Here is a 21632-nt window from a genome sequence, read left to right on the forward strand (position 1 = left end):
CGCGCTGCGCTTCTGCCTCTTCATGGGCATGGCGCAGCCGCTCGCGGCTATTGGTCAAATGCAACCGCATCGCCGCCCGCGCCGCGTCCGAGTCCTGACGCGCAATCGCCTCGTAAATCTCTTCATGCTCACGACTCAAGCGTCCCATGTAGTGCTGCTGGTCATCATGGGCCAGGCGCGCCGAATTCAGGCGGGTGCGTGGAATGATGCTGGTGCCCAGGTGGGTCATGATGTCGGTGAAGTAGCGGTTGCCGGTGGACAGGGCAATTTCCAGGTGGAATGCAAAGTCGGAGGCCACTGCGTCACCGGCGTGAGCCGCGCTTTCATTCAGGGCATCGAGCGCTGCGCGCATGGCGGCCAGTTGTTCATCGCTGCGGCGCAATGCGGCTAGACCTGCGGACTCCACCTCCAGGCTGATCCGCAACTCCAGGATCGCCAGCACATCACGCAGGGTCACCACGGTGGCCGGGTCGATACGGAAACCGCTCGGGCTTGGCGTATCCAGCACAAAGGTGCCGATACCGTGCCGGGTTTCCACCTGCCCCGCCGCCTGCAAGCGCGAGATCGCTTCTCGCACCACGGTTCGGCTCACCCCATGGGCGTCCATGATCGCCGACTCGGTGGGCAACTTGTCGCCTCGCTTGAGCTGGCCGTCGCGGATCTGCTCGGACAACACCGTGACCAATTCCTGGGCAAGGCTGCGGCGCTTGCGGGGAAGACGAGGGGCGGTGTTGGCGTTTTCCATGATGGATCATCTTTCTCGGTGAGCTTGAGCACGCATCATAGCCCATGGTGGTTGTACGATCACCGTCCAGGCGCGACTTTCATCCCTATCCTTCGCGCAAAAAAATACCCCGACACACGTCGAGGTATTTTTTCAGCTCGCCCCAGAGGGGAAGCTCATTACTTCACCACTTTAAGACTCGGCCGACCGCTAGGGCGCGGTGGCTCGGAATCCGGTGGCGGCTGATCATCGCCGTCTTCGTTTTCGATCGATTCGTCACCCTCGAAAGGCGACTCCAGATCGAACACCATGCCTTGGCCGTTCTCCCGGGCATAGATGCCGAGGATGGCGCCAATCGGCACGGACAGCGTATGCGGCACGCCGCCGAAACGCCCTTCGAACTTCACGACTTTGTTGTCCATGTGCAGGCTGCGCACGGCACTCGGCGATACGTTCAGCACAATCTGCCCATCACTGGCAAAACCCTCCGGCACCTGAACCGCAGGAAATTCGGAATTGACCAGCATGTGCGGGGTGCAATCGTTGTCCACAATCCACTCATAGAGCGCGCGGACCAAGTAGGGTCGACTGGAGTTCATCAGCGGCTCCTTAAGCCTTAGCGCATATCGCGTTCGACACCAGACAGACTTGCCTGGAAAGCCTCACGCGCAAACTGGCGCTCCATGTAATCAAGCAGCGGCTTGGCAGGCCGCGGCAGTTCAATACCGAGAATCGGCAAGCGCCAGAGTATCGGTAATAGGCAGCAATCCACCAAACTTTGTTCCTCACTGAGGAAAAAAGGCTTATCAGCGAACAATGGCGAAACGCCGGTCAGGCTCTCGCGCAATTCCTTACGCGCCTGCACCCGAACCGCTTCTTTTGTACGCGAATCCAGAATCACATCCACCAGCCCGCACCAGTCACGCTGGATCCGATGGATCAGCAGGCGACTGTTGGCACGCGCCACCGGGTACACCGGCAGCAAAGGCGGATGCGGGTAACGCTCATCCAGGTATTCCATCACCACGGTTGACTCCCACAACGCCAAGTCACGATCGACCAGGGTGGGCAAGCTGCCGTAAGGGTTCACTTCGATCAGTTTTGGCGGCTGACGGCCCGCCTCCACACTGATGATCTCGGCGCTGACACCCTTCTCTGCGAGCACGATGCGTACTCGGTGGGAATAGTGGTCGGCGGGGTCGGAGTAACAGGCCAACCGATTGGTCACGCCCATGGCGGTCCTCCTCGCTTGTTGAAATTATCGAAAGCTCAAAAACGAGCGCGCCCAGAGAGCATCTCTGTAACAACCGGTTCAACCAGGTCGCTACGTATTCAGAGATGCCGCTGGGCGCGCAAGATTAACAGCAATTGCTTACGGTTGGATCAATGCACATCCTTCCAGTATTCGCGTTTGAGCAGATAGGCGAATACGAAGAAGAAGGCCAGGTACAGCAACACATAGGTGCCGATGCGCTGATGCTCCAGTTTGACCGGGTTGGCCGAGTAGGCCAGGAAGGTCACAAGGTTCTTGACCTTCTCGTCAAACTGCTCGTCTGTCAACGAACCTGGGGTTTCTATCTTCAGTTGATCGCACGCTTCATGAGTCAAAGGCGTGCCGGTCAACGGATCGTATTGCTTCTTGCCGTCTTCAACGACCTGGATCTGCTTGCATCCTACCACTTGCTTGCCTTGCAGGCCGACCAGAACGTTAGGCATACCGACGTTCGGGAACACACGGTTGTTCACGCCATACGGACGTGCCGGGTCTTCGTAGAAGGATTTCAGGTAGCCATAGAGCCAGTCGGTGCCGCGTACACGAGCCACCAGGGTCAAGTCAGGCGGTGCTGCGCCGAACCAGGTCTTGGCGTCCGCAGGCTTCATGCCGATGGTCATGTGGTCGCCGATCTTGGCGCCGGTGAACACCAGCTTCTCCAGCATCGTTTCATGGGGGATGCCGAGGTCATCGGCAACCCGTTCGTAACGCTGGAACTTGGCGCTGTGACAGCCCATGCAGTAGTTGGCGAACGTGCGTGCGCCGTCTTGCATGGCAGCCTTGTCCGATACGTCGATATCGACTTTTTCCAGTTCCGGTCCGCCGTGCTCGGCAGCGAAGGACAGTAGCGGCAAGGCCGCAAGCATCAATGCAACGAATAACTTTTTCATCAGCCAGTCACCCTTTCCGGAACCGGTTTGGTCTTCTCGAGCCGGGTGTAGAACGGCATCAGAATGAAGTAGGCGAAGTACAGGAAGGTGCAGACCTGCGACAGCAACGTACGCTCAGGGGTCGGCGCCAATACGCCCAGCACACCCAGGATCACGAACGCAATGCAGAACACCCACAGCCAGATCTTGCTCAGCCAGCCCTTGTAGCGCATGGACTTGACCGGGCTTCGGTCGAGCCAAGGCAGCACGAACAGCACCGCGATGGCCGCGCCCATGGCGATCACGCCCATGAGCTTGTCCGGGATCGCCCGCAAGATCGCGTAGAACGGCGTGAAGTACCAGACTGGGGCAATGTGCTCAGGTGTCTTGAAGGCGTTGGCCTGTTCGAAGTTAGGCTTCTCCAGGAAATACCCGCCCATCTCCGGGAAAAAGAACACGATCGAGCAGAACACGAACAAGAACACCACCACGCCGACAATGTCTTTCACGGTGTAGTAGGGGTGGAACGGAATGCCATCCAGCGGGATGCCGTTTTCGTCCTTGTGCTTCTTGATGTCCACGCCATCCGGGTTGTTGGAACCCACTTCGTGCAGCGCCAGGATGTGCAATACCACCAGGCCCAGGATCACGATCGGCAAGGCCACCACGTGCAGGGCGAAGAAGCGGTTCAGGGTGATGCCCGAGATCAGGTAGTCACCACGGATCCACTGCGTCAGGTCATTGCCGATCACCGGAATCGCACCGAACAGCGAGATGATCACCTGGGCGCCCCAGTACGACATCTGGCCCCACGGCAGCAGGTAACCCATGAAGGCTTCGGCCATCAGCGCCAGGTAGATCAGCATGCCAAACACCCACACCAGCTCACGAGGCTTCTGGTAGGAGCCGTAGAGCAGGCCGCGGAACATGTGCAGGTAGACGACGATAAAGAACGCCGAGGCGCCGGTAGAGTGCAACAGGCGCAGGATCGAGCCGTACTCGACGTCCCGCATGATGTACTCGACGGAGGCAAACGCCTCTTCCGCCGACGGGGTGTAGCTCATCGTCAACCAAACGCCGGTGACGATCTGGTTGACCAGCACCAGCAGCGCCAGGGAGCCGAAGAAGTAGAAGAAGTTGAAGTTTTTCGGCGCGTAATATTTGCTGAGATGGTCTTCCCACATTTTAGTAGCGGGGAAGCGCGCATCCACCCAATCCATGAACTTGCTCATCACGCGTTCTCCTTGTCGAGGCCAATGACAATGATGTCGTCAGATTCGTAGTTGTGCGGAGGAACCGGCAAATTCAAAGGCGCTGGCTGGGATTTGTAGACGCGACCAGCAAGGTCGTAGTGCGAGCCGTGGCACGGACAGAAATAACCGCCGACCCAATCCTTGCCCAGATCGACAGGGGCCACTTCCGGGCGGAAGGTAGGCGAGCACCCCAGGTGAGTACAGAGACCGACCAGCAGCAGGATCTCCGGCTTGATCGAACGCACTTCGTTCTTGGCGTAGGCGGGTTGGTCGGACTTCTCGGATTTGGGGTCAGACAACTGGCCTTCAATCTTTTTGAGATTCCCCAGGATTTCCTCAGTACGACGAACAATGAAGACCGGCTGGCCGCGCCATTCAGCAATCATCTGCTGCCCTGGCTCGATCTTGCTGATATTCACCTTCACCGGTGCACCTGCGGCTTTCGCCTTGGCACTGGGAAACCATGACCCCACGAACGGGACCGCAGCCCCCACCGCTCCTGCAGCACCCACCACGGATGTGGCTGCTACCAAGAAGCGACGCCGGCCTGCATTCACGCCGTCATTGCTCATTCAGTCCTCTCCCATCAGCTTTTTGGCCTGTTAAATCAGGCGTCTACTAAGTGTTGAATCTTTACTTATAAAAATTTTGCCGAATGGTAATGAAAAGCCCCACGTCTGACAAGGGAATTGCCGGGAGCTCAGCCTCCAGGCCTTGTAGTATAGGGGGTCTACGGATGTGGCAAGTTGTCACGGCGATTTTTATGCATAAATCGCAGGCAATAAAAAACGCCCAGCTCCGTGAGGAGGCTGGGCGTTTTTGTGGAACGTAAAGCGAATTAACGCTTCGAGTACTGCGGACGCTTACGCGCTTTACGCAGACCGACTTTCTTACGTTCAACTTCACGGGCATCGCGAGTCACGAAGCCAGCTTTGCGCAGAGCGCCACGCAGGGTTTCGTCGTACTGCATCAGAGCGCGAGTGATACCGTGGCGGATTGCGCCAGCTTGACCACTTACACCGCCACCGATAACGGTGACGTAGATGTCGAACTTTTCAACGGTCTCGGTCAGTTCCAGCGGCTGACGAACTACCATGCGGGCAGTTTCGCGGCCGAAGAAGTTGTCCAGGGAGCGGTTGTTGATCGAGATGTTACCAGTACCCGGACGCAGGAAAACGCGAGCGGTTGCGGTTTTGCGACGGCCAGTGCCGTAATTTTGAGTCGCCGACATAATGAACTATTCCGTTAAAACTTCAGTTCTTGGGGCTGCTGAGCAGCATGAGGGTGTACAGCGCCCGCATAGACTTTCAGCTTGCGAAACATATCGCGACCCAGTGGGCCCTTAGGCAGCATGCCTTTGACCGCGATTTCGATCGGGGCTTCAGGCTTCTTGGCAATCAGGCCTTCGAAGTTGGAAGACTTGATACCGCCTGGGAAACCGGAGTGACGGTAGTACATTTTGTCGCTTGCTTTGTTGCCGGTTACACGAACCTGCTCAGCGTTGATGATGACAATGTAGTCACCGGTATCAACGTGAGGGGTGTACTCAGGCTTGTGCTTGCCACGCAGACGGCTGGCGACTTCAGTGGCCAGACGACCCAGGGTCTGACCAGCGGCGTCGACGACAAACCAGTCGCGCTGAACTGTTTCCGGTTTTGCAGTAAAAGTTGTCATTCTTTAATAGCCTCAGGGGCCGCCCTGTAAATTAGACGGCGGATCTTACTGAATAGTGCGTACTTTGACAAGTCAAAGGCAGCCGGATACAGACGCTATCGGGGGCTCGGGTCGGCGCGTCCGTTCAACGGCAAGATTCTTCGGCAGGCGGCGCATCACTTCCACTGCAGAAAGAGGTGGGCAATTATGCAGATTGCGAAAAAAAATTCAACCTGCTTTTATGATTGTTTTCCCTGAAGGAGTACCCGATGGATTATCGACAGCTGGGCCGTACGGATCTGAACGTGAGCGCGATAGCCTTGGGCACCATGACCTGGGGCGAGCAGAACAGCGAGGCAGAGGCCTTCGCGCAGATCGAGCGGGCCAAAGGCGCGGGGATCAACTTCCTCGACACGGCCGAAATGTACCCGGTGCCGCCCAAGGCCGACACCTATGCCACCACCGAGCGCTACATCGGTAATTACTTCAAAAGCCGTGGCGACCGTGCCGACTGGATCCTGGCCAGCAAGATCGCCGGCCCCGGCAACACCATCGACTACATCCGCGATGGCCACCTGCGCCACAACCGCAAGCACATCGTCGACGCCCTGGATGCCAGCCTCAAACGTCTGCAGACCGACTGGATCGACCTCTACCAACTGCACTGGCCGGAACGCAGCACCAACTTCTTCGGCCAACTGAGCTACAAGCACAAGGACGAAGACGACCTCACCCCGCTGGAAGAAACCCTCGAAGCGCTGGACGAGCAAGTGAAGGCCGGCAAGATCCGCCACATCGGCCTGTCCAACGAAACGCCGTGGGGCACCATGAAATTCCTGGCCCTGGCTGAAGCCCGTGGCTGGACCCGCGCGGTGTCGATCCAGAACCCCTACAACCTGCTCAACCGCAGCTTTGAAGTGGGCCTGGCGGAAGTCGCGATCCGTGAACAGTGCGGTTTGCTGGCCTACTCGCCACTGGCGTTCGGCATGCTCAGCGGCAAGTACGAAAACGGCGCGCGCCCGGCAAAGGCACGCCTGACGGAATACAGCCGCTTCAGCCGCTACTTCAACCCGCAGTCGGAGGCGGCGTGCAGCAGGTATGTGGCACTGGCACGCGAACACGGCCTGGACCCGGCGCAAATGGCGCTGGCGTTCGTGACCCAGCAGCCATTCGTGACCAGCAATATCATTGGCGCCACCAGCCTGGAGCAGCTGGACAGCAACATTGCCAGTGCTGATCTGAAACTGTCGAAAGAGGTATTGGAAGGGATTGAAGCGATTCAGAAGGATCACCCAAACCCAGCGCCTTGATTGACCGTTAGATCGCTATCGCAGGCAAGCCAGCTCCCACATCTCACGGTGTTCACGCGCCAAAATGTGGGAGCTGGCTTGCCTGCGATGGCGCCCTTAAAAGCCCCACAAGCTCAAAGCGCCCGCGCAATGATCTCCTTCATGATCTCATTGGTCCCCGCATAAATGCGCTGCACGCGCGCATCCGCCCACGCCCGGGCAATCGGGTACTCCCACATGAAGCCGTAGCCGCCGTGCAGTTGCACGCACTCATCGAGCACCTTGCATTGCAGGTCGGTGGCCCAGTACTTGGCCATCGCCGCCGTGGGCACATCCAGCTTGCCCTCCAGGTGCAACGCCATGCACCTGTCGACGAATACTCGGCCGATCTGAATCTCGGTGGCCATCTCCGCCAGCTTGAAGCGCGTGTTCTGAAAGTCCGCAATCGCCTTGCCAAACGCCTTGCGCTCACGGGTGTATTCCAGGGTCCATTGCAACGCCGCCTCGGCTGACGACAACGCGCCAATCGCCACGGTCAGGCGCTCCTGCGGCAACTCCTGCATCAGGTAAGCGAAGCCCATGCCCGCCTGGCCGAGCAGGTTTTCCTTGGGCACCCGCACATCCTGGAAGAACAGCTCCGAGGTGTCCTGGGCCTTCATGCCCACCTTTTCCAAGCGCTTGCCCTTGTCGAAGCCCGGCGTGTCGGCTTCCACGAGGAACAGGCTGGTGCCCTTGGCGCCCGCCTTGGGATCGGTCTTGGCGACCACGATCACCAGCTCGGCCAGATAGCCGTTCGTGATGAAGGTTTTGGAGCCATTGATCACGTAGTCACTGCCGTCCAGCACTGCCGTGGTTTTCACCCCTTGCAGGTCGGAACCGGCGCCCGGCTCGGTCATTGCAATGGCCGTGACCATCTCACCGGAGATCAACTTGGGCAGGTATTTGTGTTTCAACGCCTCACTGCCGTAATGCAGGATATATGGCGCAACAATATCCGAATGCAGGGAAAAACCGATGCCGGTCAGCCCCAGCCGGCTGATCTCCTCGATCACCACCGCGCTGTACAAAAAGTCCGCGCCCAGCCCGCCATATTCTTCTGGCAGGTGGGAACACAGCATCCCCGCCTCCCCCGCCTTGCTCCATAAGCTGCGGTCGATGTAGCCCTGTTTCTCCCATTGCCCATGGAACGGCGCGGCGTCTTTTTCGAGGAAGGTGCGCACGCTCTCGCGGAAGAGTTCGTGTTCCGGGCTGAACAAGGTTCTGGGAATCATGGGTCACCTGCGTGGATTGTCGGACAAGGACGAGCCCACAGAGACTATGCCGCGAAGGCAGCACGGGACACTGGACACATGCGACAAAAAATAAGACGATCCAGCCGTCTGGTGACCACTTTCCCCTATAAGAATAAATGAAATTATGTCTAACCAAATCTCCACGCCGTTGCGGCGCGTCAGCATTTTGGCCATTGATCGGGTATTCGCTTCAACCCTCATGCAAGCCAAGGATTTCTTCCACCTCGCCAGCCTGCGTTACGGCAAGCAACAAGGATTGGGCCTTACTCCCGCGTTCGAATCGCGCCTGGTCAGCCCCGACGGGCAATCGGTACGCAGCTTCAGTGATGTGATCATGCCGGTGGACGGCGGCCTGGAAGACGCCGACATCATCGTGCTACCGGCCTTCTGGGATGACTTCGACGCCTTGTGCACTCGCTACCCACAAGTGCTGCCATGGTTGCGTGAGCAACACGCACGCGGCGCCGTATTGTGCGGCGAAGCCACCGGGGTGTTCTGGCTGGCCGAAGCCGGTCTGCTCGACGGCAAGGAAGCGACCACCTACTGGCGCTTCTTCAACGCCTTCAGCGAACGCTTTCCCAAGGTGCAGCTCAACCAGGACAAGCACCTCACCGACGCCGACAACCTGTATTGCGCCGGCGGCACCACCTCGGCGTGCGACCTCTATATCTACCTGATCGAACGTTTCTGCGGCGCCAACATCGCCCAAGCCGTGGCCCGCGATATCCTCTATGAAGTGCAGCGCAGCTATTCACCGGGACGCATCGGGTTTGGCGGGCAGAAGCTGCATCAGGACGTGATCATCCTGCAGATCCAGCACTGGCTCGAAGAACACTTCGCCGACAAATTCCGCTTCGAAGACGTGGCCCGGGAACACGGCATGAGCATCCGCAACTTCATGCGCCGCTTCCAGACCGCTACCGGTGACAAGCCGCTGCATTACCTGCAACGGCTGCGCATCGAGACGGCAAAGGGCCTGCTCTCAGGCAGCCGCAAGAGCATCAAGACCATCAGTTATGAGGTGGGTTACGACGATGCGAGTTTCTTTGCGCGGCTGTTCCGGCAGCACACGGAGTTGTCGCCGAACCAGTATCGCCAGCAGTTTCAGCAGGCTGCCTGACCAGAGGCAAACACAAATCTAGTGTGGGAGCAGGCAAGCCAGCTCCCACATTTTGATCTCCATTTTTCTGAAGATTTGCTTACGGCTTGTGCCCACGCGACAGGAATTCGTGGGACTGCATTTCCAACAAGCGGCTCAAGGTGCGCTGGAACTCGAAGTTCAGGCGCCCGCCGGTGTACAGGTCCTTCAACTCGACTTCCGCCGAGATGATCAGCTTCACGTTACGGTCGTAGAACTCGTCGACCATGTTGATGAAACGGCGCGCGATGTCGTCGGTGGTGACGCTCATCTGCTCCACACCGCTCAAGATCACCGCGTGAAAGATCTTGCCCAGCTCGATGTAGTCGTTCTGGCTACGCGGGCCGTCGCACAGTTGGCGGAATTCGAACCACGCCACGTCATCGCAAGTACGCAACGCGATGATTTCGCGGTTCTCGATCATCAGCTTGTCGTTTTCCACCGCCTGGGTGCATTCCGGCGTGAGGGCGCGGAAGCTCTTTTTCAGGCTTTCGTGGGCCGCTTCGTTCAGCGGGAAGTGGAACAGCTCCGCTTGCTCCAGATGGCGCAGACGGTAGTCGACGCCGCTGTCGACGTTGACGATTTCGGTGTTCTGCTTGATCAGCGCGATGGCCGGCAGGAAGCGCGCGCGTTGCAGGCCGTCCTTGTACAAGCCGTCGGGCACGATGTTCGAGGTGGCGACCAAGGTCACGCCGTTCTTGAACAGCTCTTCCATCAGGGTGCCGAGGATCATGGCGTCGGTGATGTCGGAGACGAAGAATTCATCGAAGCAGATCACCCGCGCCTCTTCGGAGAAACGCTTGGCGATGATGGTCAGCGGGTTTTTCTCGCCCGGCAGGGTCTTCATCTCTTCGTGCACGCGCTTCATGAAGCGGTGGAAGTGCGTCCGCACCTTTTCCTTGAACGGCAGCGCTTCGAAGAAGGTGTCGACCAAATAAGTCTTGCCGCGCCCCACGCCGCCCCAGAAGTACAGGCCTTTGACCGGGGTGTGGTCTTTCTTGCCAAACAGCTTGCTGAACATCCCAGGCTTGCTTTGCGAGGCCGCGAGCAAGTCGTCGTACAGGCGCTGCAAATGACGCACCGCGTTTTCCTGGGCCGCGTCATGGAAGAACTCAGGGCGTTTCAGATCAGCTTGATATCGTTCTAGGGGCGTCATAATTTCGTTAGCAAGGCAACAAAAACGGGCCGTCACTGTAACGACGGCCCTGGATAATGGCAATCAACCCTTGGTCGGGTTAATCCTCGAGGGGGGTCAACGCAACGCGCAAGGCTTCGATGGCCGCATCGCGGGAAGCGGCGTCAACGAACTCGGCGCTGTCGGCTACCACGGCACCGTCCAGCCAAACGCTGAAGCCCAAGGCTTCGGTGCGTACGTCCAGGGCGTCGCCGTTTTGCAGTTGCTTGGTTACCGCGCCCGCCGCTTTCCCGTCAGCAAAGTTGCGCGACAGCAGCAGTTGCTCGCCATCGGCCGCCAGCAGGCGGAAGCGGAAGCTGCCGTCGTCCTCGCGGAAGCTCACGAAGCGCGCAGCTTTTGCGGCTTTCTTCTTGGTCGCGACTGGCGCTGCGGCTTGATTGACGAACGAACGCAGGCCCACCGCCTCACGCAGCTCGGCCAGGAACGGCGCCGCCACGGCACGCGCTTTCTTGGCGCCGATCAGCAGCAGGTCTTCCATGTCGGATGGGCGCGACATCAATTGATGGTAGCGCTCGCGGGCTTCGCCCAGTTGGCCATCCAGCAGTTGGAACAGACGGTTCTTCGCCTCGCCCCAGCCCAGCCCTTGCAGCAGTTCGGCGCGGAATTCTTCTTCCTGGGCTTTGCTGGCAAACGCCTGGTACAGGGTAAACAGGTGCGAATTGTCCGGGTCCTTGGCTTCGCCCGGCGCACGGGAGTCGGTGACGATGCGCGAAATCGCGTCCTTCATGTCCTTGGCGCTGGTGAACAACGGGATGGTGTTGTCGTAGCTTTTCGACATCTTGCGGCCATCCAGGCCCGGCAAGGTAGCGACGCTTTCTTCGATCAACGCCTCGGGCATGGTGAAGAATTCTTTACCGTTACCGAACAGGTGGTTGAAGCGCTGGCCGATATCACGGGCCATTTCCACGTGCTGGATCTGGTCGCGACCGACCGGCACCTTGTGTGCGTTGAACATCAGGATGTCCGCCGCCATCAGCACAGGGTAGCTGTACAGGCCCATGCTGATGCCCGCATCCGGGTCTTCGCCGGCTTCCACGTTCTTGTCCACCGAGGCCTTGTACGCATGGGCGCGGTTGAGCAGGCCCTTGGCGGCAACGCAGGTGAGCAGCCAGGTCAGCTCGGGGATTTCCGGGATGTCCGACTGACGATAGAAGGTCACCCGGTTCACATCCAGGCCACCGGCCAGCCAGGTCGCGGCGATTTCCATGCGCGAGCGCTGGATGCGCTGCGGGTCATCGCACTTGATCAGGGCGTGGTAGTCGGCCAGGAAGTAGAAGGAGTCGGCATTGGCGTCCTGGCTGGCGAGGATCGCCGGGCGGATCGCACCGGCGTAGTTGCCCAGGTGCGGCGTGCCGGTGGTGGTGATGCCGGTGAGGATACGGGTACGAGTCGTCATGGGTAATCGCTTATCAGACTGCTATCAATTCGAAAGTCGCGGCAGCACCAGATCCTTCAGATCGGTGAGCTTGCCGTGAAAAAAGTGTCCGCATTCTGCCACTTTCAGCAGCTCATGGGGGCGTTTCAGGGCTGCAGACCAGTCGTAGACGGTCTGTGGGTCGACCACTTCGTCGGTTTCCGGTTGGATCAGGGTCAGTGGGCAACCCTGTGGCAGCGCATCGGTATCGCGCAGACGCATCACCGCTGCGGCAACCATGAACAAATGTGACAGTTTTTCACCCTTGGCTTCCAGGCGACCGCCGAGACTGGCAGCGACGTAACCACCGAAGGAAAAGCCGAGCAAGGTGATCGGCAAGTCCGGGTGTTTTTCCCGCAGCCAGGTGGCGGCCGCTTCGGCGTCATCCACTTCACCGGTGCTCATGTCGTGGGTGCCGGCACTCGCGCCAACGCCACGGTAATTGAAACGCAAGGTAATCAATCCGGCATCGCGGGCGGTGCGTTGCAGGGTCGATACCACTTTATTGAGCATGGTCCCACCCTGCACCGGGTTCGGGTGGCAGATCAGCGCCAGGCCACGTGGCTCGGGGTGATCCAGGTACAGGGCTTCCAATTGGCCTACCGGGCCATCGATCAAAACGGGGGTTTCACGCATGAGCAAGAGATGAACTCCGTGACCTCACAAAGGGTCGACTCGTCTAGCTAAAAGTCTGTGCTTGGCATCATTGCGAGCTTAATCGCGGTATACAGCGCAGGTTTGAGCCGTTAACGTAAAGCAAAGCCGTTTATAGAGGAAGGACTCGTGGAACACTCGCTCTTAGTTTGGTTGTTGCCGACTCTTGCCCTGGTTGCCGGTGTCGCCATTGGTTTCCTGGTTGCTCGCTTGCTGCCGAATGCCGCGCCTAACCGCACGCAGCGTCAGTTGGATGACATTCAGGAACGTTTTGACAGTTATCAGAACGAGGTTGTTACCCACTTCAACAGCACCGCGACCCTGGTCAAGAAGCTCACCCAGAGCTACCAGGAAGTACAGGATCACCTCGCCGATGGCGCCAACCGCCTGGCCCTCGACGACATCACCCGCCAGCGCCTGCTGGCTGCGTTGCATTCTGATGCACCGCAAACCCCACGGGAGCGCTTGACCCCGCCACGGGAAAACCAGGAGCCACCACGGGACTACGCGCCAAAGACGCCGAACGCCCCCGGCATGCTGGATGAGCATTACGGTTTGAAGAAGTAACTCACTCTTCAAACACTAAAAAGCCCGGCTGATCGATGATCAGCCGGGCTTTTTGTTGGGTCACGATCCCTCATACACCACCGCCTACAGGGACCGCGTCAGACCATCGGCTGTTCTTGCAAAATCCCACCCTCGATCCGCACATGCCGCCCATGGAAACGCTTGAGGCTGCTGCGATGGCCGACGCTGACGATGCTCAGCCCCGGCAACTGATCGATCAGCGCCTGATACAGCGTCGCTTCATCCTCTTCATCCATGGCCGACGTGGCTTCGTCCATGTACAGCCATTGCGGTGCGAACAGCAACGCGCGGGCAAAGGCCAGGCGTTGCTGTTCGCCCGGCGAGAGCATGCGTTGCCAGTGATTGGCCTCCTCCAGCCGGCCCACCAGATGCGGCAGGCGGCAGGTTTCCAGGACCTGTGCATAACGTTCGGCCGGGTAAACGCTGTCGGCCTGTGGATAACTCAATACCGCCTTTAGCGTGCCAATCGGCAGGTAAGGTTTTTGCGGCAGGAACAGATAACGTTCGGCCGGCAGGCGGATATTGCCGTGGCCGTTGGGCCACAGGTTGCCCATGGCGCGTAGCAAGGTCGACTTGCCACTGCCGGAACGCCCACTGAGCATCAGGCGCTCGCCTTCCGCCACCGTCAGGTCGGCGCCTTGCAACAAATGCCGACCGTCCGCCAGGTCCAGGCTCAGGTCCTTGACCTGCAAGTCGTCGCCCTGATGCTGCAAACCAATGCCCATGGTGCGGCATTCGTTGTCCTGCATAGCCTGGCCGAAACTCAGCAGACGATCACAGGTGGCGCGCCAACTGGCCAACAGCGTATAGGCATCGACAAACCAACTCAGGCTGCCCTGCACACTGCCAAATGCCTGAGCCACCTGCATGAGCACGCCCAATTCGATCTTGCCGGAAAAGTAACGTGGCGCCGCGACCACAAAGGGAAAGATGATCGCAATCTGGGAGTAACCGCTAGTAAAAAAATTCAGGCGTTTCTTGAGCTGCATGATGTTCCAGAAGTTGCTCCACACCCGTCCGAACCGTGCGCTCAATTGCTGATGTTCGTTGGGTTCGCCATTGAACAGCGCGATGCTTTCCGCATTCTCCCGCACGCGCACCAGGCTGAAACGCAAGTCAGCCTCAAAGCGTTGTTGGCGGTTGCTCAAGCCAATCAGTTTTCGACCGATCAAGTGGGTCAACCAACTGCCAATCACCGCGTAGATCAGCGCCGCCCAGAACATGTAGCCGGGAATGGTAATGCCCCAGATTTCGATGCTGCCAGACACGCCCCACAGGATCACCGAGAACGACACCAGGCTCACCAGATTGGCGATAAAGCCCAAGCCCAGCGTGAGGGTGCTGCTGGTAAAGGCATTGAGGTCTTCGGAGATACGTTGGTCGGGGTTGTCGGTGTAGCCGCCGTATTCCAGGTGGTAGTAATTCTTGTGGCCCAGCCACTGGGCGAAATAGGTTTCCGTCAGCCAGCGGCGCCAGCGGATGGTGAGCATCTGTTGCAGGTAGGACGTAAACACGCCGGTCACTATCGACACCACCGCAATTACGCTGAAGTACATCAGCAGATGGGTAAAGGCGTCGTAGTCCTTGTTTTCCAGCGCGTTGTAGAAATCGCGGTTCCAGCTGTTGAACCACACCGACACGGCGACACTGAACAGCGACAACCCCAGCACTACCAACAGCAGCAGCCAGGCCTTAGCCTTTTCTTCGCTGCGCCAGTAAGGCGTGATCAACCCCCACACCCGCCGTAAAAATTGCCCACGCACCGCATCGTTGACCGCGGAATACTCAGCGTTCTGATTCATCGTTCAGGCTCTGTAAGAAAATGTGACAGGCGTTCGAACCGATCATAGTTGATCAGTTCGAGGCTCCGTGCGGCCTGAAGCAGATTGTTCAGCTGTTGTTCAGATCAGCCTCAGCGGCGTACCGGGCGCTTCTGCAACTTGCGCTGCAAGGTACGGCGGTGCATGCCCAGGGCGCGGGCAGTGGCGGAGATGTTGCCTTCGTGCTCAGTCAGCACGCGCTGGATGTGTTCCCACTGCAGTCGGTCCACCGACATTGGGTTTTCCGGCACCAGGGTGTCCAGGTCAGCGTGTTCGGAGAGCAAGGCGGCCAGTACGTCATCGGCATCCGCCGGCTTACACAGGTAGTTACAGGCGCCGCGCTTGATCGCCTCGACGGCGGTGGCGATGCTGGAGTAACCGGTGAGGATCACCACGCGCATTTCCGGGTCGAGTTCCAGCAGCTTGGGCAGCAGCACCAGGCCGGAGTCGCCGTCCATCTTCAGGTCGAGCGCGGCGTAGTCCGGCAGGTCGGCCTGGGCGATGGTCAGGCCTTCCTCGGCCGACCCTGCGGTGCTGACGCGGAAACCGCGACGGCTCATGGCGCGCGCCATCACGCGGGTAAAGGTGGCGTCGTCATCTACCAGCAACAGGTGCGGCAGTTCTTCGCCTTCGACTTGGATCTCGTCACTCATCGATATCTCCTCGTGCGACACGGGGCAGGCGCAGCTCGGTGAGCGTGCCACCTTCCTCATGACTATAGAGCTTCACTGAGCCGCCCGCGCGGGTCACGCTGGCCTTGCTCAAAAACAGGCCGAGGCCGAAGCCTTTGCCTTTGGTGGTAAAGAAGGGTTTGCCGATCTGCTCGGCAATGGCCAACGGTACGCCCGCGCCGTGGTCACGAATACTGATGGTCACGTCTTCGGCGTCCCAATCCAACTGTACGCCCAGGCCTTCAGGGCAGGCGTCGGCGGCGTTGTTCAGCAGGTTGAGCAGGGCTTGGGTCAGGTCCGGTGGCGGCGCCATGCGCGGCACGCTGCCCTGGCCCAACAGGTGGAAGCGGTAGCTGGCTTCGGGGCGCATCAGGTGCCAGCGATTCAGGGCTTCGTCGAGCCACTGGGTCACGTCCTGCATTTCCACCGCCAGGCGGCGATTGGCTTCGGCGGCGCGCACCAGTTGCTGCAAGGTCTGCTTGCACTGCTTGACCTGTTCACGCAGCACACCGAGGTCTTCTTGCAGTGCCGGGTCGTGGTGGTCCTGGGTCATTTCGTTGAGCAGCACGCTCATGGTGGCCAAGGGTGTGCCCAGCTCATGGGCGGCGCCGGCGGCTTGGGTGGCGACGGCCAACAGTTGCTGGTCGCGCAGGCCTTCTTCACGGCGAATGGCGCGCAGTTCTTCCTGGCGGCGCAGTTCTTCGGCCATGCGGGCGGCGAAGAAGGTGATTACCGCAGCGGACAGCGCAAAACTCAGCCACATCCCGTAGATCTGCAGGTTTTCCCGAGCGATCGGGAAGGTTTGCAGCGGGTAGAACCGCGCCAGCAGCAGGGTGTAAAGGGTCAAGGCGATACCCGACAGCACCACCGAGTAGCGCCACGGCAAGGTCACGGCAGCGATGGTCAGTGGCACCAGGTAATACGAAACAAACGGATTGGTAGAACCACCGGAGAAATACAGCAACACACTATGGATAAACAGGTCGCAGGCCAATTGCAGGGCGTATTCCAGCTCGGTCACCGGCCAGGTGGTACGCAATCGGATCGCGGTAAACACACAAAGCACGGTGGAGAAACCGAGGGTCACGCCCAGTTGCAGCCACGGCAGCGGCAGCAGGTCGAACCAATAGGCGAGCCCGACGGAGCCAGCCTGTGCGGCCAGGACCAGGGTACGGATGAACGTCAGGCGCCAGAGGTTCTGGCGAGTGGCGGAAGTCAGTTTTACGGCGGCGAGCATGTGCTCTCCCGGTGAGCGCTGCAGGCGGATCGGCAGGAGTATAAACGAAGCAGGCCGGCTGGCACGGCGTGTGTGGCTCTTTGCCGCAGGCCGGACCAATGACCGTTCGTCGGCCTCACCACAACTTGTAGCTAATGTGTAAACCCGAAGAACCCGATACCACCGTCTACAGTCATACCCAACACGACTATCTCAAGGAGCTTCCATGTCTCGTTTCACTCGCAGTGCAGCCGCCCTCACCCTTAGCGTCGGCACCCTGGTCAGCCTGCCAGCACTGGCCGCTGACGCACTGAACTACAACCAGATTTCCCTGCGCGCCGAGGTCAGCCAGGAGGTGGCCCGCGACAAGATGATCGTGACGCTGTACACCGAATCCCAGAACAGCGACCCAGCCAAGCTCGCCGCTGAAATCACCACCACCATGAACAAGGCGCTCGGCCAGGCGCGCGAAGTCAAAGGCGTGACCCTGCGCCAAGGCAGCCGCAACAGCTACCCGATCTACGACAGCAAAAACCAGAAGATCACCGGCTGGCGTGAGCGCGCCGAACTGCGCCTGGAAAGCGCGGACTTTCCGGCACTGTCCAAGCTTACCGGCGAACTGCTGAATACCCTGAAAATGGACAGCATGGACTTCGCTATCGCCGACGCCACGCGCAAGTCCAGCGAAGATGCGCTGCTCAAGGATGCGGTCACCGCGTTTAAAGCACGCGCGCAACTGGCAACGGATGCGCTGGGTGGCAAGGGCTACAAGATCGTCAACCTGAACTTCAACACCAATGGTTATCCACAGCCCTACGCCCGTGGCGGGATGATGATGAAAGCCGCCATGGCGGATTCAGCCCCGACGCCTGAAGTGGAGGCTGGCACCAGCCAGGTCAATATGATCGCCGATGGCATGATTGAAGTGCAGATGCCGTGACCCCTACCTGATAAACCTGAACGGCGTTACCCTCGGTAGCGCCGTTTTCGTTTGGGCAGCTTATATATGTCTGCCACTTCAGGGGTCTCCATGGAAAGAATCGCCTTAAAACCGCTCCTCCTCGCTGCCGGCCTGCTGGCTTTTATGCCAATGGCCCACGCCGCCAGCACCCTGGTCTACTGCTCCGAAGCCAGCCCCGCCGGTTTCGACCCCAGCCAGTACACCAGCGGCACTGACTTCGACGCCTCGGCCGAAACCGTGTTCAACCGCCTGACCCAGTTCAAGCGCGGCGGCACCGAAGTCGAACCTGGCCTGGCGACGAGCTGGGACATCTCCCAAGACGGCCTGACCTACACCTTCCACCTGCGCGATGGCGTCAAGTTCCACACCACCGATTTCTTCACCCCTACCCGCGACTTCAACGCGGATGATGTGCTGTTTACCTTCAATCGCCTGCTGGATGCGCAAAGCCCGTTTCGCCAGGCCTACCCTTCCGAGTCGCCGTACTTCACCGACATGGGCTTGAACACCACGATCAAGCGCGTCGACAAACTCGACGAACACACCGTGCGCTTCAACCTGAATAACGTCGATGCGTCGTTTGTGCAGAACCTGGCCATGAGCTTCGCCTCGGTGCAGTCCGCCGAATACGCCGCGCAACTGCTCAAGCAAGGCAAGGCCGAAGAGATCAACCAGAAACCGGTAGGCACCGGGCCGTTCGTGTTCAAACGCTACCAGAAGGATTCGCAGATCCGCTACGTGGCCAATAAACAGTATTGGAAACCCGAAGATGTGAAGCTCGACAACCTGGTGTTCGCCATCACGCCAGATGCGGCGTCGCGCCTGCAAAAGCTCAAGGCCGGCGAATGCCAGGTCAGCGGCTACCCGCGCCCTGCGGATATCGAGGTGATGAAACAGGACCCGAACCTGCGTGTCCTGCAACAAGCCGGTTTCAACCTGGGTTTCCTGGCCTACAACGTGACCCATCCGCCGTTGGACCAGCTCAAGGTGCGCCAGGCGCTGGACATGGCCATCGACAAGCCGGCGATCATCAAGGCCGTGTACCAGAGCGCCGGACAATTGGCGCAAAACGCATTGCCGCCTGCGCAGTGGTCTTATGACCCCAGCATCAAGGACGCGCCTCACGATCCGGTGAAGGCCAAGGCGCTACTAAAAGAAGCAGGGGTTGCACCAGGTACCACCATCAACCTGTGGGCAATGACCGTGCAACGCGCCTCCAACCCCAACGCGCGCATGTCCGCACAAATGATCCAGCAGGATTGGGAAAAGGTCGGTATCAAGGCCAATATCGTCAGTTATGAATGGGGCGAGTACATCAAACGGGCCAAAAACGGTGAGCACGACGCCATGATTTATGGCTGGACCGGTGACAATGGCGACCCGGATAACTGGCTGGGCGTGCTCTACAGTTGTGCCGCAGTCAAGGGCAGCAACTACGCCAAATGGTGTAACCCGGCCTACGACAAGCTGGTGCAGCAAGCCAAGGTCAGCAATGACCGCGAGCAGCGCATCAAGTGGTATCAACAGGCTCAGAAAATCCTTAAGGATCAAGTACCTATAACGCCTATTGCGAACTCGACGGTTTTCCAGCCACTGCGTAAGGAAGTGAAAGACTTCAAGATCAGCCCGTTTGGGCTGACACCGTTCTACGGCGTGAGTCTAGATAAGTAACAGCAACGCCCCAACCGAGTGCGCTAGACGCCTCGGTTGGTCATTTTTGGTGCGCCAGTTGCACCGAAAAAACCCTCAAAATATGCGCAAATATGTACAAACTTTCATAATTGCGACATTCCTGTACGTTCGTACCACTGTTTCACCCTCACAACGGTTCAGCATCTTGCAATGGGTATGGCGCCTGCATAAGTATCCGCAGGCCGACTCACGAGGTCGCCCTCACCACCAAAAATGACAACAAATCATGAGGCCAACATGCTTAAACACGCAGTCATTCCGTTAATTGTTAGCGCTGGCCTTATGGCCGCAGCTCCTTTCGCCCAAGCGGCGACTAACCTGGTGTTCTGCTCCGAAGGGAGCCCGGCCGGTTTCGACCCAGGCCAGTACACCACCGGAACAGACTTCGATGCCTCGGCCGAAACCATGTTCAACCGTCTGACCCAGTTCGAACGCGGCGGCACCGCTGTGATTCCTGGGCTGGCCACCAGCTGGGACGTGTCCCCGGATGGCTTGACCTACACCTTCCACCTGCGTGACGGCGTCAAGTTCCACACCACCTCGTACTTCAAGCCGACCCGTACCTTCAATGCCGATGACGTGCTGTTCACGTTCAATCGCATGATCAACAAGGACGATCCGTTCCGCAAAGCCTACCCCACCGAGTTCCCGTACTTCACGGACATGGGGATGGACACCAACATCAAGAACATCGAAAAAGTCGACGAACACACCGTCAAGTTCACCCTTGGTACCGTGGACGCCGCTTTCATCCAGAACCTGGCGATGAGCTTCGCGTCGATCCAGTCGGCTGAATACGCCGCCCAACTGCTCAAGGAAGGCAAGCCTGCCGACATCAACCAGAAGCCGATCGGCACTGGCCCGTTCGTGTTCAAGAGCTACCAGAAAGACTCGAACATCCGTTACACCGGCAACAAGGACTACTGGAAACCTGACGACGTGAAGATCGACAACCTGATCTTCGCCATCACCACCGACCCATCGGTGCGTATCCAGAAGCTGAAGAAAAACGAATGCCAGATCACCCTGTTCCCACGTCCAGCCGACCTCAAGGCGCTGGGCGATGACAAGGACCTGAAACTGCCGCACCAAGCCGGTTTCAACCTGGGCTACATCGCCTACAACGTCATGGACAAGGTCAAGGGCAGCGACCAGCCAAACCCACTGGCTGACCTGCGCGTACGCCAGGCGCTGGACATGTCGGTGAACAAGCAGCAAATCATCGACTCCGTGTACCAGGGCGCCGGCCAACTGGCCGTCAACGCCATGCCACCGACCCAATGGTCGTATGACACCACCATCAAGGACGCCAAGTACGACCCTGAGAAAGCCAAGTCGCTGCTCAAGGAAGCCGGCGTCAAGGAAGGTACCGAAATCGTTCTGTGGGCCATGCCGGTTCAGCGTCCGTACAACCCGAACGCCAAGCTGATGGCTGAAATGCTGCAGAACGACTGGAAGAAGATTGGTCTCAACGTGAAGATCACCAGCTACGAGTGGGGCGAGTACATCAAGCGCTCCAAAGGTGGCGAGAACCAGGCCATGATCATTGGCTGGAGCGGTGACAATGGTGACCCGGACAACTGGCTGAACGTGCTGTTCGGCTGTGATTCGCTGTCTGGTAACAACTTCTCCAAATGGTGCGACAAGAAATTCGACGGCATCGTAAAAGAAGCCAAGGCCACGTCGGACGTCGCCAAACGCACCGAGCTGTATAAGCAGGCGCAACACATCCTCAAAGATGCTGTCCCGATGACACCTATCGCGCACTCGACGGTGTATCAACCCATGCGTTCCACCGTGCAGGACTTCAAGATCAGCCCGTTTGGCTTGAACTCCTTCTACGGCGTGAGCGTCAGCGGCAAGTAAGGATCATTGACGGCGACGTTTCCTAACGTCGCCGTTATTGCATCCGCCTGGACCGTAGGAAACA

The 21632-nt window shown here is 58.9% G+C and carries 21 protein-coding genes; 6 read left to right on the top strand and 15 right to left on the bottom strand.

The features are described from left to right. The 8 genes from WH299_RS16105 to rplM form a co-directional block, all read right to left on the bottom strand. Positions 1 to 745: FadR/GntR family transcriptional regulator (locus tag WH299_RS16105; RefSeq protein WP_339550777.1), on the bottom strand; the 745-nt coding region annotated here is incomplete at its 3' end. Between the two features lie 158 nt (positions 746 to 903). Further along, the gene (locus WH299_RS16110) at positions 904 to 1323 is read right to left on the bottom strand and encodes a ClpXP protease specificity-enhancing factor (protein ID WP_122723724.1); all 420 of its coding nucleotides are present in this window, start codon (positions 1321 to 1323) and stop codon (positions 904 to 906) included. Between the two features lie 17 nt (positions 1324 to 1340). Continuing rightward, positions 1341 to 1958, bottom strand: a complete 618-nt coding sequence (locus WH299_RS16115) for a glutathione S-transferase N-terminal domain-containing protein (protein WP_016971566.1) — start codon at positions 1956 to 1958, stop codon at positions 1341 to 1343. A gap of 149 nt (positions 1959 to 2107) precedes the next feature. Further along, entirely contained in the window at positions 2108 to 2887 is a 780-nt protein-coding gene (locus WH299_RS16120) for a cytochrome c1 (RefSeq protein ID WP_122723723.1), read from the bottom strand. Beyond that, complete coding sequence (locus WH299_RS16125; RefSeq protein ID WP_003171746.1) at positions 2887 to 4098, bottom strand: cytochrome b; 1212 nt, start codon at positions 4096 to 4098, stop codon at positions 2887 to 2889. Before WH299_RS16125 ends, WH299_RS16120 begins: the two co-directional genes overlap by 1 nt. Then, positions 4098 to 4691: a ubiquinol-cytochrome c reductase iron-sulfur subunit gene (gene petA / locus WH299_RS16130; RefSeq protein WP_038844905.1), complete on the bottom strand. Its 594-nt coding sequence runs from the start codon at positions 4689 to 4691 to the stop codon at positions 4098 to 4100. Before petA ends, WH299_RS16125 begins: the two co-directional genes overlap by 1 nt. Before the next feature lie 266 nt (positions 4692 to 4957). Then, positions 4958 to 5350: a 30S ribosomal protein S9 gene (gene rpsI, locus WH299_RS16135; RefSeq protein WP_002555064.1), complete on the bottom strand. Its 393-nt coding sequence runs from the start codon at positions 5348 to 5350 to the stop codon at positions 4958 to 4960. A 14-nt stretch (positions 5351 to 5364) separates the two neighbouring features. Continuing rightward, complete coding sequence (rplM, locus tag WH299_RS16140; protein ID WP_003188508.1) at positions 5365 to 5793, bottom strand: 50S ribosomal protein L13; 429 nt, start codon at positions 5791 to 5793, stop codon at positions 5365 to 5367. Positions 5794 to 6041: 248 nt separating this feature from the next. Here rplM and WH299_RS16145 point away from each other — a divergent pair, with 248 nt between their 5' ends. Beyond that, the gene (locus WH299_RS16145) at positions 6042 to 7082 is read left to right on the top strand and encodes an NADP(H)-dependent aldo-keto reductase (protein ID WP_122723722.1); all 1041 of its coding nucleotides are present in this window, start codon (positions 6042 to 6044) and stop codon (positions 7080 to 7082) included. A 113-nt stretch (positions 7083 to 7195) separates the two neighbouring features. Here WH299_RS16145 and WH299_RS16150 read toward each other — a convergent pair whose 3' ends face one another. Further along, positions 7196 to 8332, bottom strand: a complete 1137-nt coding sequence (locus WH299_RS16150) for an acyl-CoA dehydrogenase family protein (RefSeq protein WP_339550778.1) — start codon at positions 8330 to 8332, stop codon at positions 7196 to 7198. A gap of 220 nt (positions 8333 to 8552) precedes the next feature. On the opposite strand from WH299_RS16150, the gene WH299_RS16155 reads away from it, so the two are divergent. Continuing rightward, complete coding sequence (locus WH299_RS16155; RefSeq protein WP_174890977.1) at positions 8553 to 9473, top strand: GlxA family transcriptional regulator; 921 nt, start codon at positions 8553 to 8555, stop codon at positions 9471 to 9473. Between the two features lie 79 nt (positions 9474 to 9552). On the opposite strand, the gene zapE is transcribed toward WH299_RS16155, so the two are convergent. From zapE to WH299_RS16170, 3 genes are all read right to left on the bottom strand, one after another. Continuing rightward, positions 9553 to 10647, bottom strand: a complete 1095-nt coding sequence (zapE, locus tag WH299_RS16160; protein ID WP_016976236.1) for a cell division protein ZapE — start codon at positions 10645 to 10647, stop codon at positions 9553 to 9555. 79 nt (positions 10648 to 10726) lie between these two features. Then, on the bottom strand, positions 10727 to 12082 hold the full coding sequence (locus WH299_RS16165; protein ID WP_028618832.1) for a tryptophan--tRNA ligase: 1356 nt from the start codon (positions 12080 to 12082) through the stop codon (positions 10727 to 10729). A 24-nt stretch (positions 12083 to 12106) separates the two neighbouring features. Further along, entirely contained in the window at positions 12107 to 12736 is a 630-nt protein-coding gene (locus WH299_RS16170) for an alpha/beta hydrolase (protein WP_016976238.1), read from the bottom strand. 147 nt (positions 12737 to 12883) lie between these two features. On the opposite strand from WH299_RS16170, the gene WH299_RS16175 reads away from it, so the two are divergent. Then, a complete protein-coding gene (locus WH299_RS16175; protein ID WP_003171734.1) occupies positions 12884 to 13321 on the top strand; it encodes a YhcB family protein in 438 nt (145 codons plus the stop codon). 98 nt (positions 13322 to 13419) lie between these two features. Here WH299_RS16175 and WH299_RS16180 read toward each other — a convergent pair whose 3' ends face one another. From WH299_RS16180 to WH299_RS16190, 3 genes are all read right to left on the bottom strand, one after another. Next, positions 13420 to 15144, bottom strand: a complete 1725-nt coding sequence (locus tag WH299_RS16180; protein ID WP_122723719.1) for an SbmA/BacA-like family transporter — start codon at positions 15142 to 15144, stop codon at positions 13420 to 13422. 110 nt (positions 15145 to 15254) lie between these two features. Continuing rightward, the gene (locus tag WH299_RS16185; protein WP_003171731.1) at positions 15255 to 15815 is read right to left on the bottom strand and encodes a response regulator transcription factor; all 561 of its coding nucleotides are present in this window, start codon (positions 15813 to 15815) and stop codon (positions 15255 to 15257) included. After that, entirely contained in the window at positions 15808 to 17070 is a 1263-nt protein-coding gene (locus tag WH299_RS16190) for an ATP-binding protein (RefSeq protein WP_016976240.1), read from the bottom strand. The genes WH299_RS16185 and WH299_RS16190 overlap by 8 nt, the downstream gene beginning before the upstream one ends. A 205-nt stretch (positions 17071 to 17275) precedes the next feature. On the opposite strand from WH299_RS16190, the gene WH299_RS16195 reads away from it, so the two are divergent. The 3 genes from WH299_RS16195 to WH299_RS16205 all read left to right on the top strand — a co-directional run bounded on the left by WH299_RS16195 (position 17276) and on the right by WH299_RS16205 (position 21568). After that, entirely contained in the window at positions 17276 to 17989 is a 714-nt protein-coding gene (locus tag WH299_RS16195; RefSeq protein ID WP_122723718.1) for an SIMPL domain-containing protein, read from the top strand. A gap of 90 nt (positions 17990 to 18079) precedes the next feature. Further along, positions 18080 to 19681 carry an ABC transporter substrate-binding protein gene (locus tag WH299_RS16200; protein ID WP_122723717.1) on the top strand — a complete coding sequence of 534 codons (1602 nt, stop codon included), beginning with the start codon at positions 18080 to 18082 and terminating at the stop codon, positions 19679 to 19681. 258 nt (positions 19682 to 19939) lie between these two features. Further along, positions 19940 to 21568: an ABC transporter substrate-binding protein gene (locus tag WH299_RS16205; protein ID WP_122686084.1), complete on the top strand. Its 1629-nt coding sequence runs from the start codon at positions 19940 to 19942 to the stop codon at positions 21566 to 21568. Positions 21569 to 21632 lie beyond the last annotated feature (64 nt).

Origin of the sequence: Pseudomonas sp. MYb541, assembly GCF_037479595.1 — a bacterium.
GTDB lineage: Bacteria > Pseudomonadota > Gammaproteobacteria > Pseudomonadales > Pseudomonadaceae > Aquipseudomonas > Aquipseudomonas canadensis.

Excerpts from the sequence above, each read along its gene's own strand:
- WH299_RS16110 (WP_122723724.1), bottom strand. The coding sequence starts at position 1,323 with ATGAACTCCAGTCGACCCTACTTGGTCCGCGCGCTCTATGAGTGGATT.
- WH299_RS16115 (WP_016971566.1), bottom strand. The coding sequence starts at position 1,958 with ATGGGCGTGACCAATCGGTTGGCCTGTTACTCCGACCCCGCCGACCAC.
- WH299_RS16120 (WP_122723723.1), bottom strand. The coding sequence starts at position 2,887 with ATGAAAAAGTTATTCGTTGCATTGATGCTTGCGGCCTTGCCGCTACTG.
- WH299_RS16125 (WP_003171746.1), bottom strand. The coding sequence starts at position 4,098 with ATGAGCAAGTTCATGGATTGGGTGGATGCGCGCTTCCCCGCTACTAAA.
- petA (WP_038844905.1), bottom strand. The coding sequence starts at position 4,691 with ATGAGCAATGACGGCGTGAATGCAGGCCGGCGTCGCTTCTTGGTAGCA.
- rpsI (WP_002555064.1), bottom strand. The coding sequence starts at position 5,350 with ATGTCGGCGACTCAAAATTACGGCACTGGCCGTCGCAAAACCGCAACC.
- rplM (WP_003188508.1), bottom strand. The coding sequence starts at position 5,793 with ATGACAACTTTTACTGCAAAACCGGAAACAGTTCAGCGCGACTGGTTT.
- WH299_RS16145 (WP_122723722.1), top strand. The coding sequence starts at position 6,042 with ATGGATTATCGACAGCTGGGCCGTACGGATCTGAACGTGAGCGCGATA.
- WH299_RS16150 (WP_339550778.1), bottom strand. The coding sequence starts at position 8,332 with ATGATTCCCAGAACCTTGTTCAGCCCGGAACACGAACTCTTCCGCGAG.
- WH299_RS16155 (WP_174890977.1), top strand. The coding sequence starts at position 8,553 with ATGCAAGCCAAGGATTTCTTCCACCTCGCCAGCCTGCGTTACGGCAAG.
- zapE (WP_016976236.1), bottom strand. The coding sequence starts at position 10,647 with ATGACGCCCCTAGAACGATATCAAGCTGATCTGAAACGCCCTGAGTTC.
- WH299_RS16165 (WP_028618832.1), bottom strand. The coding sequence starts at position 12,082 with ATGACGACTCGTACCCGTATCCTCACCGGCATCACCACCACCGGCACG.
- WH299_RS16170 (WP_016976238.1), bottom strand. The coding sequence starts at position 12,736 with ATGCGTGAAACCCCCGTTTTGATCGATGGCCCGGTAGGCCAATTGGAA.
- WH299_RS16180 (WP_122723719.1), bottom strand. The coding sequence starts at position 15,144 with ATGAATCAGAACGCTGAGTATTCCGCGGTCAACGATGCGGTGCGTGGG.
- WH299_RS16185 (WP_003171731.1), bottom strand. The coding sequence starts at position 15,815 with ATGAGTGACGAGATCCAAGTCGAAGGCGAAGAACTGCCGCACCTGTTG.
- WH299_RS16190 (WP_016976240.1), bottom strand. The coding sequence starts at position 17,070 with ATGCTCGCCGCCGTAAAACTGACTTCCGCCACTCGCCAGAACCTCTGG.
- WH299_RS16195 (WP_122723718.1), top strand. The coding sequence starts at position 17,276 with ATGTCTCGTTTCACTCGCAGTGCAGCCGCCCTCACCCTTAGCGTCGGC.
- WH299_RS16200 (WP_122723717.1), top strand. The coding sequence starts at position 18,080 with ATGGAAAGAATCGCCTTAAAACCGCTCCTCCTCGCTGCCGGCCTGCTG.
- WH299_RS16205 (WP_122686084.1), top strand. The coding sequence starts at position 19,940 with ATGCTTAAACACGCAGTCATTCCGTTAATTGTTAGCGCTGGCCTTATG.